Genomic DNA, 13,391 nt, shown 5'->3' on the forward strand with positions numbered 1-13,391 from the left:
GTAAGAACCAGAAACCACGGGATTTATATTATGACCACCCTTGCTGTCCCACCCATTGTCATCGGCATCCTCTCCCTGCTCTTTATCCTCATCGCAGGATTCATGATGCTGGTGATTCTCATCCAGAAACCAAAAGGCGGCGGACTCTCCGGTGCTTTTGGTGGAGGCGGTGGCTCAGAAGGCGCTGCGTTCGGTGCAAAAGCCGGCGACATGCTCACCATCGTCACCACGGCTAGCTTCGTGGGTTTCATCCTCTTGGCTGTTATCCTTACACGCATCATTAACGATTCGCACGCGGAGGCGGTTGCAGGTACCCCCCAGCCTCCTACCGAGGAACAACGGGTTGATGAAGCGGTCAACGAAGCATTAACCGAAGACGCATTGCCCACCCCAGATGGCGAAACGATCGTCATCCCCGAGGCTGGCACTGATGTGACCGACCTTAATCTCCCTCCCGTCCCTGAAGTCAACACCCCCGAAGCTCCTGTAACTCCTGCAGAAACAGCACCTTTCACTACGGAACCCGCCCCTGCCCCGCAAGAGCAGACGCCGTAAATCCCGGGTAATCGCAAAACCTACTAGCCGCAGCCTCAATGCTGCGGTTTTTTATTTTCCCCATATGCACAATCCACTCTAGATCGGTCATAATAAGGCCCCAGTGCCGATTGCTTGACACAGCAAACACACTCACTGAAGGTTATATTGTCACAAGACAGTGACGATAAAAAGATACGCAGCGGGGACATACAGCAGTAACCACAGAATTGAGGCAACATGATCCGATCGATGACAGGCTTTGGCGACGCAGCAAATGAAAAAGACGGCACACACTACGCCGTCGAACTCCGCAGCCTCAACAATAAGTATTTCAAAGCATCCATCCGCCTCCCCGAGCAACTCGCCGGCCTAGAAGCCGAGCTTGAGACCCATCTGCGTAATCAAGTCAACCGCGGTTCCTTCACCTTCACCATCAAGCTCCGCCTCTCCGATGCAAAGGCCGCCTCTCGTGTCAACGACGCTGCACTCCTCACCTACGTCGACCACCTCAAAACCATCAAAGATCAGATCAAAGACAACGACTCGGTTCACATTGATCTCACTCAGCTCCTCGCTCTGCCAGGTGTTCTTCAGCCTGCAGAAGACGAAGAAACCCTCATGGCTAAGTCACGCCCCATCCTGATTGATCTACTTGATCAGGTCGTCATTAAAATGAATCAGATGCGCGACGCCGAAGGCAAAGCTCTCGCTGAAGATCTGCTCAAACACCGCGACTTTATCCTTGAACGCATTGAGATTATCAAAACAAGAGCAAGTCTGGTCATCGACGAATACCACGACCGACTCAAAACCCGCATCGATCAACTCATGGCACGTGCTGAACTCAACATCGGCGAACAAGACCTCATCAAAGAAATTGCCGTCTACGCCGATCGCTCCGATATTTCTGAAGAAATTTCACGCACCACCGGCCACCTTGAACAACTCGAACAAATCATCGGCCGCAAAGATGAAGAACCCGTCGGCCGCACGCTCGACTTCCTCGCGCAAGAACTCCTGCGTGAAGCGAATACCATCGCATCCAAGTCAAACGATGCCGACATCAGCCGCGCGATCGTCGAGGTAAAATCCGCCATTGATCGCATCAAAGAACAAGTGCAAAATGTTGAGTAGCCATTCCGCAGCAAGCACGTGTTTGTTTCGCGTCCAAACATGCCGTACCACCCCCACAGGGTGACACCCATATGCAGGAAAACGAAGTACAAAACCCCGCCCCTGATCACGATCCACTCGCTAATGAACGTGAAGTCGAGCCGGAGTGGCCGCTGGGACATTTGTCTTCCGCCCAGATGCAAAGTGGCGGGCAAGGGCTTTCCGATTCGCGCATCGGCCTATCCTCTGGTTCTACCATGCCCGCACTCGGTGAAGGCGCTCATGGCCGCCTCCGTTTCATAGCTGATGAACTCGCAGTGGTCATGTCACACTACGACCTTGGCATCATCCGCGCGGTTCAAGAATTTCCTCGCGGCTCGCGCAAAGCTCCCAAAGCACTCATCCGTACCGACTCTGGACTCTACCTCCTTAAACGCCGCGCTAAAGGCAAAGATGATCCTTTCCGCGTCGCTTTCTCACACGCGCTGCAACTCCATCTTACTGATCAACAATTTCCGCTACCTCATCTGATCGGCACCGAAGCCGACAATAACTCAATGCTCCAGCTGCACGGCCGCATTTATGAACTCTTCGAGTACATCAAAGGCACGCCCTACGACAGCTCCCTCGATGCTACCGCTGAAAGTGGACGCATCCTCGGCCTCTACCATCGGCTTACCAAAAAGTATCAATCCGAATACGAACCCGCAGAAGGTTCTTACCATAACGCAAGCAGCGTTAAAGCTGCCATCACCACCATCCCAAAAACAATCGAAAAACTTCTCCCTACCCAGTACGAAAAACAACATGATGAGATCCACGACCTGATCAGTTTCATCAGCACAGCCTACAACACCGCCAGCGATCGCGTCATCGAAATCGGTATGGAAGACTGGCCCATGCAAGTGGTTCACTCTGACTGGCACCCAGGCAACATGCTCTTCCGTGGCAACCGTGTCGTGGCCGTCATCGACTATGACGCAGCCCGCGTCCAACAGCGCATCCTCGATATTGCCAACGGCGCTCTACAATTCTCCATCCTCGGCGGATCTGGCGACCCCACCACCTGGCCTGAATACCTCGACGAATCACGATACAAACGCTTCATGCGTGCCTATGAATCTGTCCCCGATACGATCCTGTCCAAAGCCGAGCTCAATACCATTCCGCTGCTCATGATCGAAGCACTCATTGCCGAGTCAGTCATCCCCGTCGCCACCACCGGCAAGTTTGTCCGCATGGACGGCGTAAAGTTCTTGCAAATGGTCAAAAACAAAGTGACTTGGCTTCAGCAGCACAGCGAAAAAGTCGTCTCGCTCGTCTCTGAATGATCATCATCTCTCTCGCCACTTATCAGACTCACGTGTTTACCCGATTTTTTGATGATTTGCTTCCACACCCGCTTGCAGTATGCGATGATAGGTTCTGTTAAGCAGACATCTTGGGAGCAACCATGTCGAAAGATTCACGATGGCAAATATTCTGTAAGTATTGCATGATCACAATCTGTTTGATCACTGCACCCAGCGTTGCTGCCGCCCCACAAGACGCCGAAAAGCAATCTATTCTTCTACCCGAATTCCTTACGTACTTTGATGCATTAGATCATGAAACCTATTCGATGCGGAGCGAAGCGCATCTCAAGCTCTCACAAGCGATCTTGGACGACGCGCAAATCATTCATTTGTTTCAAAACGTGGGATCATACGAACAACTGCACAGGCTACTGCAAATCACTCGACACTGGTTTATTCGATCTCAAATCAAACCTACCTCGCCAGATGCCAAGATAAAACACGGCGCGATCGGCATGAACTTCTCTCAAATTGCTTCGCACCAAGACCCTCGCATCAAACACCCTGCGATCCAAGTCACACGCACTCTCCCCGGTTTCCCTGCCTATCAGCATATCATCCCTGGCGACCTGATTATCGCTATCAATCACCAACCGACCAATCACGGATTCAACCTTCAACGCTTCGCACAAGAAATCCGCAACCTGAAACTCGATTCGGTCGTCACCTTCGATCTATTGCGAAAGAATCAAACCCTCACCCGTAGCATCACATTGAGTAGCTATACGCAACTCACAAGAATCTATCCGATTAATACGACACCGACGGGTGAACTAGCTGCTCCAATTGAATCCGCTTGGCAAATGTACCGCAAGCAAATGCTTAGCCACGTCTCTAGCGACCTATGGCCACAACAATAAGTCACATAAATGTACTCATCCGCACAAAGCGTACAGATTAACAGCCAACGTTCCGCATCTAGCAAATCTTTTGCAACATAAGGCGATTCTGCCTTCAATCATCTGTGAGCATGTAAAAAACATACATTTCAAGTTTATTTTATTTGCGTCCGCGGTGGTTATATTCGAATTTTCTGTCACTAGGGACTCATTGACACATTGACTGGAGGCAGGCATGAATCCACTTATCAAAATGATCGCATCGGTTTGTACGATCACGTTCATACTCTATGCATGTTTGAGCCATAACGGAGGATTGATTTTCAGTCATTCATTGGCGGCAGTAGGCTTGCTCATGATCGGATATGGCTTGTTTGCCTCACAACGTGAAGCGGAAACGGCAAAGAAAGTCCCTGTGGCTGAGTCCGTTAACAAACAGCGGTAGCTAAAAAGCGTTTGGTTTCAAGCGCATTCACATTCATTATCACAACATTACCATCCAACGCCCGGGCGGACTGATGCTCAATAACATCAGGCCGTCCGCTTTTTTCATGCGCCATGCGATTCACGGCCGAATCCATATTTCATGAAAGCTAACATACTCCATGTCAATCGTTCACACATATCTGCAAGCTTCTTAACCATCGTTCTTGTTGCTTCCGCTAGTCTAATTATGCTAAGTGGCTGTAGCCTAAAAACTGGTTTAGATCTCGATATTAATTCTGTCGATAATTCTCCATCCAAATCGGTGATGGACAAGCAGCTTACCAATGCAGCACTTCTCTATCGGTATGACCGTGGACAATGGCCTGTGAACGAGGCGGTGATCAAGCGATATATCCGCCCGAAACTGCGTCCAGAGACCGTAGAGCTTCGACCACAAAAAGATAAATCACTCGTCATCCTGTATCGCCATGCAGGTGAAGGACATCGCATTCATCTCCCCGCAAGCTCAACGCTACCGGGTCCTGTACGACCCAGTCGTAACTTTTTATATGAACGGCTCAAGACCAACCAACGATCTATCTCGCGACAACGGCAAAGCCAATACGATCAGCATCGTATTAAATCGCTCAAGAACAGCTTTGAAGTCAACACTGCAGCGGAAAAGATTAATGCACCAGAGGTAAAAGTCGCAGAGACTGCCGACGAAATTACAAGCAAAGCTGATGATATTAAAGTCATCCAGATTGAAGAAGTAACAATACCTTCTACGGAAGAAACCGCAGCACCAGCACCGGCGGTAATTAAAAAATCGACCGCAACATCTTCTTCAAACGACAAAATTAAGTCGCAACACACTAATCGTAAGCATTTCAAACGCAGCCGAACAGATCGCAAGTGTGGGAAACACCATCGCGCATGTAAACGTCATGAAAAACGCGCCAAGGCACATCATGCCAAGGCCAAAAAGCATAAACATGCTGCATCAAAACATAAGAAACAGGCAGCAAAGAAATGCGCAAGAAAAAAGCGATGCACACGTAAACGTTAGTATCGCTTGAAGCCTGTTTCTCAATCTTTATTTGATTAAGATGATCACGATTGATCTGGTTTCTGATAAAGCTTAGCGACGTATTCGCCGTACCCACCATACATCAAGGTGGGTCTTCTTTTGCCTGTACCAAGAACTGATTCAGTCGCTTGGCTCCATCGAGGATGCGGTACGTTAGGGTCAATGTTAGAAAGCCAAGAGTATTCATCCGGAACTTCGGTGTGCCAGAAAGTGGGGGGGCGTTTTTTGGTGAGTTCGATTTTGACCATACACTTCGGGCCTTTGTAGCCATATTTCCAGGGGATAATCATTCGGAAGGGAGAACCGTTTTGAATGGGGATTGGCTGCCCATACATGCCTGTGACGAGCAGGACAAGTTCATTCATGGCTTCATCCATGCGCCATGCTTCAAAGTATGGCCAAGGATACCAAGGCATGGAGACCTGACCGGGCATTTGTTTGGGACGCTCAACGCAGGTGAACTTGACGTATTTGGCGTTGCTGGTGGGCTCGACAGATTCGAGAATCCTGTGGAAGGGAACACCATCCCAAGGCACGTTCATGGCCCAAGCTTCGACACAACGAAAACGGTAGTTGCGTTGCTCCATGGGGAATTTGTAGATATCGTCGATGTCGAGTGTTTTTGGCTTGCGGCATTCACCAGTGATTTCGATCTTCCATGGATCAGGAACAAAATCCTGACAGACCTTCCAAACTTTGGCTTTGTCGAGTGTGTATTCATAGAAGTTGTTGTAGCTCATTGCATCTTGCTTTGGCGTGATAGCCGTGAGCTCACCGGGGATTTTGACAAAGTTTTTGTTTTGGGGAACAGGGAATTTATCGAGGACGTTTTTGCGATCAAGACCCGGATGCTCGATGACGCGTAAATCTTTCTTGTCGACGCGAACTTGCTGTGCGAAAAGCGATGACGCGCCCATGCCGGCAAACCCTGTTAAAGCGATGCTGCCAGCCCCAACCTTTTTGATAAAATCACGACGATTGAAGTAAACATCAGGTGGAGTAAGTGTGCCAACATCGGGGAGATGATTCCAGATCCGGTATGGGTTTTTGATGTTTGCCATGCTATAACCATCCGTTAATCCTCAAGAATTATCCATAAATAATTTCCCCATGAGGAAGCGTCCTGAGCATTGATAACGATAGTCGTGCTATGACAATTTAGTGATGGATTTGAATTCGGGAGCGAGTGCTGCGTATAGCTGCTGATATTGTTTGTGATATGGGATGTATTGGTTTGCGTGTTTTCGAAGAGGCTTACGTTTTTCAGTTTCGGTGATAATGGCTTTGCAAGCTTGTTGAATGTTCTTCCACACACCGATACCGACACCAGCGAGAAGCGCAACACCGAAAGCCGGCCCTTCGTCTGAATTGACTGTAGCGACAGGCGCGTTGTAGATGTCAGCTTGAAGTTGCCGCCAGAACGGATCTTTAGCACCACCGCCGGTGAGTCGAATGGTTTTAACGGGGATATTCATGTGCCGCATGATTTCGAGCGCATCGTTCATGCCAAAGGTAACGCCTTCAAGCAAGGCACGAATGATATGGTTGCGAGTATGTCGACGGGTGAGGCCGATATATGCACCACGTGCATCAGGATCGGGATGAGGGCAACGTTCGCCGGTGAGATAAGGGAGAAAGAAAAGTCCTTCACTGCCGAGCGGTGCGGCTTGTGCTTTTTGAATAAGAAGGGTGTAAGGATCAATTTTCTTTTTCTTCGCTTCGGCCAGTTCGGGCTCCGCTAATTCATTGCGAAACCATTGGAAACTGCCACCTGCGGAGAGCATACAACCAAAGACACACCATTTCCCATCAACTGCAGAACACATGGTATGGACACGGCCGCCAGGATCCAGGGCGGGCTGATCACTGTGCGCGAACATAACGCCACTTGTGCCGAGAGAGGCGCAGAGAATCCCACTATTGACGACACCATTGCCAATGGCCGCAGCTGCGTTATCTGCGGCACCGCCGACAACAGGTATCCCCTCAAGCAATCCCATCGCCTTTGCACCTTCTGCTGATAGATGTGATGTGACTTCATGTGATTCGTAGCATGTGGGCATGAGTGCGGAGTCAATGTCGAGCTTGCGCATGAGGGTGGTGTTCCATTTGCGTTTGGCGACGTTGAAGAGAAGTGTACCGGAGGCATCAGAAACTTCGGTAGCGAACGTGCCGGTCATGCAATAGCGGATGTAGTCTTTAGGGAGGAGGATTTGCTTTGTTTTACGATAGATTTGTGATTGATGTTGTTTGACCCAGAGGATTTTAGGAGCAGTGAAGCCGGTGAGTGCGGGGTTACCGACGGCTTTGATGAGCTTGCGTTTACCGCCAGCGGCCTGCTCGATTTGAGCACATTGTTCAGCAGTGCGCTGATCATTCCAGAGGATAGCTGGTCGTAACGGTTTGGTAGTATTGGCAAGGAAAACGGAACCATGCATTTGCCCGGAAAGACCGATGGCAACGATTTGGTTTTTCTTGATGTTACCTTTATGAAGTGCCGCTTTGACGGCTTTACAAGTTGCACGCCACCATTGCTGTGGATCTTGTTCGGACCAGCCAGGCTTGGGCATGATAAGGTCATGCGGTGAAGTCGCGGTTGCAATAACGCGCCCGGCTTGATTACAGACGAGCACTTTTGTGCCGGAGGTACCAATGTCGATCCCGAGAAGGTGGGACATGTGAATCATCCTTGAAGGGGGTTTGCCGCCGCTTGTTTCAATGATGAGAGCGAGGGTATTTTACCGGAGGGCACATGGTGATGAAAGCGGCTGCTGCATGAAGATGTATCGGCTATGATACCAACAGCACAAGGAGAACGACGATGGATAAAAATGTGAACGGTAAGCGGATTTTGATTTTTGTGGGCGATGATTATGAGGATATGGAGCTGCAGTATCCGAAATACCGGATGCTTGAAGCGGGATGTAAGATTGTCGTAGCGGGGCTGGAGAAGGACGTAGTTCATAAAGGAAAGCATGGGTATCCGCAGGTATCGGAGGCAGCGATACGTGATTTGTCGGCGAACGATTTCGATGGATTGATTGTGCCTGGCGGGTGGATGCCTGACAAGTTGAGAAGGTACGAGGAAGTAAAACGGATTACGCGAGAGATAGCGGAACAAGGAAAGCCAATCGCATCAATTTGCCATGGCCCATGGATTGATATTTCTGCGGGAATCGTGAAGGGAATCCAGTACACATCGACGCCGGGCTTGACGGATGATTTGCGGAATGCTGGAGCGATTTGGCATGATGAGCCAGTGGTGATCGATGGAAATCGTGTGTCATCAAGAAGGCCGGATGATTTGCCGGCATTTTGTGCGGCGTATTTGAGAGTGCTGGAAGAAAATTGATCAATATCACTTCCAGATATCTAAGTACAGATTAGGCAATGCTGTCGATGATGTTGCAGGCAAAGGCATTGGTGCCCCAGAAACCAGTATCCTGAAGGAGTTTCCTTGCCATCACCGCATGGCCACGTGCGTTGGGGTGGAAGGCGTTATTCATCCATTCGAGCCAGTAAGCATCATCGTGTGATTCCCAAAAAGCAGTGTGATCGATCAGGGGGAGATTCTTTTCATTGGCGATATCGCGGATGGCTTGCATATAGGCAGGATAATGCGGCTCACGTTCAGGGGCATAGCCACGAACAATCGGACATGTAGTTTGGAGAATGAGTTGCGCGCCAAGACCAGCTATGCGTTCGGCAAGATCATAAAGATTTTTGCGGAAGTCTTTGAGGGGAGTGTGCTGAGGAGCATCTGCGGAGCAGTCATTCATACCGATCATGAGGAAGACAATATCCGGACGGTGGCGCTGGACACGAATATCAAATTGCGAGACGAGTTCTTTTGTGGTGTGCCCAGAGATGGCTGTGTTAATCACTGCATCGAGACTACGCCCCATGTCGTGACGGAGCATTTCTTCAAAGTGTTCAACGTAGTCACGAGAACCACGAGTATGAGCAACACCATGCGTGATTGAGTCGCCATAGAAAAGCCAAACGAGAGGTTCGCCATTCACAAGTTTTTGTTTAATCTCTTTCATGATGATGTCTCGCGCTGCAAATCATTTCAAGGCATAACAAGTTCATGATTGTAACAAATCGGCGAGGCTATGAATGATGAGATCAGGGGTCACATCGGAAGTGGACGGCAAGCCTTCACGTCGCCAATCGATCCAAATCCCTTTCATACCAAGCTGTTGAGGAGCATCAACCTCCCAGTGGAGGTTATCGCCGATAGCCCATGTTTCAGCGGCGGCAACACCAAGCTGATCGAGTGCATAGTAATAAAATTTTTCAGTGGGTTTGCCGAAGCCGAGTTCACCCTCGATAAGAATGGCGTCAAAGAGCGGCGTAAGATCGAATTTGTTGACCTTGGTGCGTTGCATATCACCCTGGCCGTTGGTCATGAGAGCGGTCTTAATGCCGCGAGCTTTGAAGGCTTTGAGCGCATCCAATACGCCTGGCATCAATTGCATGGCATCGATGCGGTGGGTAGTAAAATCGGTCTGCATGTCGGCAACGTACTGGTCAAAGTGATTGCTACGGTAGTGCAAACGACGAAGCGTTTCGGCAATCATCTCGGCGCGGGCTTTTTCGATAACAAGACGACCCTGCTCAGAACGCTGCGTATCGGACCAATACCATTCACGGACAGCAAGCATATGTTGAACAAAAACTTCAGGATCAATGTCTATCCCACGCTTAGATGCTGCTTCTGCAACGCGCAACCAATTACGGTCAGCACTTAAGGTGGTGTCGAGGATAGTATCATCAAGATCGATGAGGAGTGCGTAGGGTAGTTCCATGAAGATATTGTAGTATCAGGATTGGAGAATGGCGGCAATCAAAGCTTATCGACGGCGATACGACGGGCATGTGTGAGGGCGATGGCGATGGCGTCGGCGAGATCGGGAGGCTCAGGAAGATCCTTGAGGTTACATTGAGATTGGACTGCTCGCTGGATTTGTTCTTTGGAAGCATGTCCGTAGCCGGTGATAGATTTTTTGACTTCATTTGCGCCGAGATGATGGAGGGTCATACCAGCTTGTTGAGCGGCAAGGAGAATCACGCCTCGTGCGTGCCCCATGATGATGGCGGTGCGAGGATGGGCGTAATGTGAGTAGAGTTTTTCGATGGCAAGTTGGTCGGGTCGAACTTCAATGATCAGTTCTTTCATGTCGTTATAAAGTTGAGCGAGCCTGGCTTCAACGGATTGTTTGCTTTTAAATTTGAATACACCGCCTTCAACGAGCGTGGGTTCGATATTGCCAATTTTGATGTCGACAACGCCGTAGCCTGTGATGCTGAGACCGGGGTCGACACCAAGGATGCGTAATACTCCGGAGCCACCACCGCCGCCAATGGTATCGTTTGGATGTTCGGAGACCTGACTCATAAATACAGCATAACATCAGGCGCAAAGACGGCCTATCTCGTGATTAAAAATCCCCATCGTGGGGTCAGCCCTTGCTGCCAAGGCTGATCTGATTTATCGTGATTGGGTCCAGTCCGCGATGATCATCGGAAGAATGTCGCGGCATTGATTATTGCCATGGAGGGCCGTTGTGGCCAAACGCAAATCCTCAGCTCGAAAAACCAAAAAAACCACAGCCAATGATGAGGCACTGCTGTTCGACGTAACAGCAGGAGGTGGGGCAGAAGACAACTCTGCGGTTTCGCTGCATGATGCAGCTCAAAAACGGTATTTGAACTATGCACTGTCGGTGATTACATCACGGGCACTACCTGATGTGCGCGATGGACTGAAGCCTGTTCAGCGGCGCATCGGTTATACAATGTGGTTGCAACGGCTCACACACGAAGTAAAACACCGCAAATCGGCAAAGGTAGTCGGCGATGTAATGGGTAACTATCACCCGCACGGCGATTCAGCGATTTATGATGCGTTGGTGCGGCTGTCACAGTCATTTGTAATGCGTTTGCCACTTATTGAGGGGTCGGGAAACTTTGGCTCGCTGGATGGTGATCCGCCAGCGGCGATGCGTTACACAGAGTGCCGATTGGCGCCTTCGGCGACGGAGATGCTGGGGGAGATTTCACAGAACACAGTTCATTTTCGGCCAAACTACGATGGATCGAAGAGCGAGCCTGTTGTGTTGCCGGCGAAACTGCCAAACTTGCTGTTGAATGGCGCGACAGGGATTGCCGTGGGGATGGCGACGAGTATTCCGCCGCATAATCTGAGCGAATTGTGTAAAGCACTGTTGCGATTGATTGATGATCCTGAGCTGACGGCAGCGCGTCTGGCGGATACGGTGAAAGGGCCGGACTTCCCGACGGGCGGACAGATCATTAATACAAAAGCTGAGTTGAAAGAGATATACAAGACAGGGTCGGGGACAGTGCGAACACGCGCATGTCATCAGCTCGGTCCAACGTCACGATCGGTAAAGAAGATCATCATCACGGAAATTCCGTACATGGTGAACAAATCGACGTTGGTGGAGCGAATTGCAGATGTGGTAATCTCAAGGAAGATGCCACTCTTGTTAGATGTACGTGATGTGTCGGCTGAGGATGTTCGCATTGAACTGGACATCAAAAAAGATGCAGACGAACAGAAGGTGCTCGCCTATCTATATAAACATACGCCACTGCAGACGAATTTCTCGGTGAACTTGACTTGTTTGGTGCCAACGGAGAATCCAGACGTCTGCGCACCGGATCGTTTGGATCTGAAACAAATCTTGTGGCACTTCCTGCATTTCCGTTTGGATGTAGTCACGCGACGGCTTGAGAATGAGCTGGCCGGGCTAAATAAGCGAATCCACATCCTTGAAGGATTCGTGACAGTCTTTGATGCACTGGATCAGATCATTCGAATCATCAGGCGATCGGATGGTAAAGCTGATGCCGCCAAAAAGATCATGGCTAAATTCAAACTCGATGCAGAGCAGACCGATGCTATCCTTGAGTTGAAACTGTATCGCCTTGCAAAACTTGAAATCCTAGTGATTCAGGATGAATTGAAGGCGAAAAAGAAGCGGGCACGTGAGATCAACAAGCTGTTGAAGGACGACACTGCGGCGGGACGCTGGCAGATCATCCAAACGGAAATTACTGAAATATCTGACAAATTCGCAAAGAATGATAAGCGACGAACCAAGATTGCTTCGATCGAGGATGAGCCAGAGTTTTCGGAAGAGGATTTTATTGTCGCAGAAGATGCCAACGTGCTGGTAACGACAGACGGCTGGGTCAAGCGACAACGCGAGATCAAAGATCCAGCCAACACACGTTTGCGCGAAGGGGATTCAGTGCTGGCTTGCCTTGCAGGGTCAACACGAGCAACGATCGTGTTCTTCTCATCATTCGGCACAGCATACACCGCACGAATTCTGGATATCCCAGCGACAACCGGTTATGGCGAGCCGATTCAGAAGCTATTCAAACTGAAAGACGGCGAAAAGATTGTAGCGGCGTACTCGTTAGACCCACGCGCATTAGGAACAGATAAAGACTATTCATCAATTAGATTAGATGATAAATCTAGTCTTGAATGGCCAACACTGCATGCGTTTGCAGCTTCATCTGATGGCTATGCGTTGCGATTCTCGATCGAACCATTTATTGAACCATCCACCAAAGCAGGCCGCAAGTTTGCACGTCCGTCCAAAGGCGCGCGCGTCGTTGGTGCTGCCTTAGTAACACACAAACACCGCACGAAGGGCAAGCTGGAAGAAACAATTCTGGCGATAAGCGCGAAATGCCGCGCGATGATCTGCAAAGCCGAAGAAATTAACTTCCTCTCCGGCCCAGGTAAAGGTGTACAACTGGTCAAACTAGCAAAAGATGATCAGGTCGTAGGCTTTAAAGCTTCAACGCAAGATCGTGATTTACTTCGAGTGAAAACCAATCGCGGCGCAGAAAAAACGATCAGTACCGCGAAGTACAAAACAACCTCGCGTGGCGGCAAAGGAACGGAAATCCAGAAACACGGCCAAATCATCAAAATCATCCCTGATGACCCTACACCACCAATCCTGATGGAAGACGAGGACTAAT

Annotated in this window: 13 protein-coding genes; 8 read left to right on the forward strand and 5 right to left on the reverse strand. The window is 49.7% G+C overall.

Going from position 1 to position 13,391, the window contains the following annotated elements:
* The first annotated feature begins 30 nt into the window (after positions 1-30).
* The 6 genes from secG (at position 31) to ACQ6WK_RS14310 (ending at position 5,339) form a co-directional block, all read left to right on the forward strand.
* On the forward strand, positions 31-555 hold the full coding sequence (gene secG / locus ACQ6WK_RS14285; protein WP_432798059.1) for a preprotein translocase subunit SecG: 525 nt from the start codon (positions 31-33) through the stop codon (positions 553-555).
* A 219-nt stretch (positions 556-774) separates the two neighbouring features.
* Positions 775-1,671 carry a YicC/YloC family endoribonuclease gene (locus ACQ6WK_RS14290; RefSeq protein ID WP_432798060.1) on the forward strand — a complete coding sequence of 299 codons (897 nt, stop codon included), beginning with the start codon at positions 775-777 and terminating at the stop codon, positions 1,669-1,671.
* Between the two features lie 71 nt (positions 1,672-1,742).
* The gene (locus ACQ6WK_RS14295; RefSeq protein ID WP_432798061.1) at positions 1,743-2,981 is read left to right on the forward strand and encodes a phosphotransferase; all 1,239 of its coding nucleotides are present in this window, start codon (positions 1,743-1,745) and stop codon (positions 2,979-2,981) included.
* Between the two features lie 122 nt (positions 2,982-3,103).
* Entirely contained in the window at positions 3,104-3,865 is a 762-nt protein-coding gene (locus ACQ6WK_RS14300) for a PDZ domain-containing protein (RefSeq protein ID WP_432798062.1), read from the forward strand.
* A gap of 214 nt (positions 3,866-4,079) precedes the next feature.
* On the forward strand, positions 4,080-4,289 hold the full coding sequence (locus tag ACQ6WK_RS14305; protein ID WP_432798063.1) for a hypothetical protein: 210 nt from the start codon (positions 4,080-4,082) through the stop codon (positions 4,287-4,289).
* A gap of 141 nt (positions 4,290-4,430) precedes the next feature.
* Positions 4,431-5,339 (forward strand): hypothetical protein, encoded by a 909-nt coding sequence (locus ACQ6WK_RS14310; protein ID WP_432798064.1) that lies wholly within the window; start codon positions 4,431-4,433, stop codon positions 5,337-5,339.
* Between the two features lie 44 nt (positions 5,340-5,383).
* Here the strand turns inward: ACQ6WK_RS14310 and msrP are convergent, their stop codons facing one another.
* Positions 5,384-6,421 (reverse strand): protein-methionine-sulfoxide reductase catalytic subunit MsrP, encoded by a 1,038-nt coding sequence (gene msrP / locus ACQ6WK_RS14315; protein WP_432798065.1) that lies wholly within the window; start codon positions 6,419-6,421, stop codon positions 5,384-5,386.
* Between the two features lie 87 nt (positions 6,422-6,508).
* Complete coding sequence (xylB, locus tag ACQ6WK_RS14320; protein ID WP_432798066.1) at positions 6,509-8,038, reverse strand: xylulokinase; 1,530 nt, start codon at positions 8,036-8,038, stop codon at positions 6,509-6,511.
* Between the two features lie 143 nt (positions 8,039-8,181).
* On the opposite strand from xylB, the gene ACQ6WK_RS14325 reads away from it, so the two are divergent.
* The gene (locus ACQ6WK_RS14325) at positions 8,182-8,712 is read left to right on the forward strand and encodes a type 1 glutamine amidotransferase domain-containing protein (protein ID WP_432798067.1); all 531 of its coding nucleotides are present in this window, start codon (positions 8,182-8,184) and stop codon (positions 8,710-8,712) included.
* A gap of 31 nt (positions 8,713-8,743) precedes the next feature.
* Here ACQ6WK_RS14325 and ACQ6WK_RS14330 read toward each other — a convergent pair whose 3' ends face one another.
* The 3 genes from ACQ6WK_RS14330 to ACQ6WK_RS14340 are packed head-to-tail and all read right to left on the reverse strand — an operon-like array spanning position 8,744 to position 10,761.
* Positions 8,744-9,406 carry an SGNH/GDSL hydrolase family protein gene (locus ACQ6WK_RS14330; protein WP_432798068.1) on the reverse strand — a complete coding sequence of 221 codons (663 nt, stop codon included), beginning with the start codon at positions 9,404-9,406 and terminating at the stop codon, positions 8,744-8,746.
* A 42-nt stretch (positions 9,407-9,448) separates the two neighbouring features.
* Complete coding sequence (locus tag ACQ6WK_RS14335) at positions 9,449-10,171, reverse strand: HAD family hydrolase (RefSeq protein ID WP_432798069.1); 723 nt, start codon at positions 10,169-10,171, stop codon at positions 9,449-9,451.
* Positions 10,172-10,209: 38 nt separating this feature from the next.
* Positions 10,210-10,761, reverse strand: a complete 552-nt coding sequence (locus ACQ6WK_RS14340; protein ID WP_432798070.1) for a crossover junction endodeoxyribonuclease RuvC — start codon at positions 10,759-10,761, stop codon at positions 10,210-10,212.
* A 169-nt stretch (positions 10,762-10,930) separates the two neighbouring features.
* Between ACQ6WK_RS14340 and ACQ6WK_RS14345 the strand changes: the two genes are divergently transcribed.
* The gene (locus ACQ6WK_RS14345) at positions 10,931-13,390 is read left to right on the forward strand and encodes a DNA gyrase/topoisomerase IV subunit A (RefSeq protein WP_432798071.1); all 2,460 of its coding nucleotides are present in this window, start codon (positions 10,931-10,933) and stop codon (positions 13,388-13,390) included.
* Position 13,391 lies beyond the last annotated feature (1 nt).

It is taken from the genome of Poriferisphaera sp. WC338 (assembly GCF_050931845.1).
Taxonomy (GTDB): Bacteria; Planctomycetota; Phycisphaerae; order Phycisphaerales; family Phycisphaeraceae; genus Poriferisphaera.